The sequence below is a fragment of the Mesorhizobium sp. M7A.F.Ca.CA.001.08.2.1 genome, assembly GCF_003998455.1.
GTDB lineage: Bacteria > Pseudomonadota > Alphaproteobacteria > Rhizobiales > Rhizobiaceae > Mesorhizobium > Mesorhizobium ciceri.
Genome location: NZ_RZPW01001000.1, coordinates 1 through 1,824, shown reverse-complemented (window position 1 = coordinate 1,824; position 1,824 = coordinate 1). Strand labels below are relative to the sequence as shown.

General features: G+C 63.7%; 2 protein-coding genes. One reads left to right on the top strand and one right to left on the bottom strand.

The features are described 5' to 3' along the window. Nucleotides 1–669 (top strand): phosphonate ABC transporter, permease protein PhnE (gene phnE / locus EN914_RS34010; RefSeq protein ID WP_127389616.1); only part of this gene is annotated, 669 nt, incomplete at its 5' end. Between the two features lie 277 nt (nucleotides 670–946). Here phnE and EN914_RS34005 read toward each other — a convergent pair. Then, on the bottom strand, nucleotides 947–1,798 hold the full coding sequence (locus tag EN914_RS34005; RefSeq protein WP_127389615.1) for a sugar phosphate isomerase/epimerase: 852 nt from the start codon (nucleotides 1,796–1,798) through the stop codon (nucleotides 947–949). Nucleotides 1,799–1,824: the final 26 nt, after the last annotated feature.

Below are 1,824 nucleotides of genomic sequence, written 5' to 3'. Positions count from 1 at the left end.
ATCTGGAACAACGCCCAGTGGCAGCATGGCGATGTCTGGACCAAGCTGCTGCAGACCATCGTCATGGCCTTTCTCGGCACCATGCTGGGCGGCATCGTCGCCTTCCCGCTGGCCTTCTTCGCCGCCCGCAACATCACGCCCAGCCGGCTGGTCAACCAGGTGCTCAAGCGCTTCTTCGATTTCATGCGCTCCATCGACATGCTGATCTGGGCGCTGTTCTTCACCCGCGCCTTCGGGCCGGGACCGCTGGCTGGCAGTGCGGCGATCTTCTTCACAGAGGTCGGCACGCTCGGCAAAACCTATTCCGAGGCGCTGGAGAACATCGACGACAAGCCGCGCGAGGGGATTACCTCGACCGGAGCCAACGGCCTCCTGGTGCAGCGCTACGGCGTGCTGCCGGAAGTGGTGCCGGTGTTCATCAGCCAGACGCTCTATCAGTGGGAATCCAACACCCGCGGCGCCACCATCATCGGCGCTGTCGGCGCCGGCGGCATCGGCCTGAAGCTGTGGGAAGCGATGCGCACCAACTCCAACTGGGCCAACGTCTTCTACATGGTGCTGCTGATCCTGCTCGTCGTCTTCATCTTCGACAACATCTCCAACTTCCTGCGCCGCCGGCTGAGCCGGACCATCCACGACTACAACAGGATCCAGGCTGAGCAGGGGTAGGCTTGCGATGCAGACGCGCAAGTCGTCTCGACCGGCGCCAAAGGATCGACCCCCACTCCGTCGAGCTTCGCTCGACACCTCTCCCCCGATCGACGGGGTAGAGGAAAGCGCCAGGCTGTCCGAGCCGACGCCTGTCCTCTTAGGCCGAGTGTCCCCCAGGCCGAGGCTTCCTTCCTCTCCCTCCGGAGGGGGGAGAGGTGGCTCGGCGAAGCCGAGACGGAGTGGGGGAACCACCTGGCAACCGCCGCAAACGCAAATAGAAAATGGGCCAGGGCGCCTAAGCCGCCTTCTTCCACCCGCTCTTGATATGCCTATACCCCTCCCGATAGACCGCGTCCGGCGTCTCTGAGAAATCCCGCCACACCTTGGTCGCCGCCGCCAAATCCTTGAGTGAGCGGCCGAACGCCTCGATCGTCAGCCAATCGTCATAGCCGCTCTTGCGGATGGCGGAAAACGTTTCGGTCCACGGAATGTTGCCGCGCCCCGGCACGCCGCGATCGTTCTCCGAGATATGGATATGCACGACATTCCTGCGGTGTTTCGTGTAGGCGCCGATCGGGTCGGCCTCCTCGATATTGGCGTGGAAGGTGTCGTACATCGCCTTGATGTGCGGCCGGTCGATGGCGTCGATATGCTCCGACAGGTCCGCCATCGTGTTGAGCAGGTAGCATTCGAAGCGGTTCAGCGCCTCGAGCCCGATGGTGACGCCCTTGTTGCCGGCATGGTCGCCGATGGCGCGCTGCGAGCCGACGGAGCGCTTCTTCTCCGCGGCCGTCGGCCCAGAGCCGGAAAAGGACCCGAGCGTCGAATGCAGAGGGCCGCTCAGCGTGCTGGCGCCAAGCGCCTGCGCGCAGTCGATCGCCCATTTCATGTAGTCGACACCGGCCTTGCGCGTTGCCGCGTCGGCCGAGATCAAATTCATCGCCGGATCGCCCATGGCCGAAACCGCAGTCCGCTCCAGCCCGATGCGGTCGAGCAGATCGCCGAGCTTTCTATAATCGTCCGGCGTGCCGGCGAAGATCGGTATCTCGACGCCATCGAAACCGGTTGCCTTGATGTCGCGCAGCAGCGGCTCGGGTTTCTTCGACACCGCCGGCGTCCACAAGAACATGCACATGCCGATTTTCATGGAAGCCCCCTCCCTTTGACGGCGCA

Coding starts and splice junctions, on each gene's coding strand:
- EN914_RS34005 (WP_127389615.1), bottom strand. CDS start 1,798: ATGAAAATCGGCATGTGCATGTTCTTGTGGACGCCGGCGGTGTCGAAG.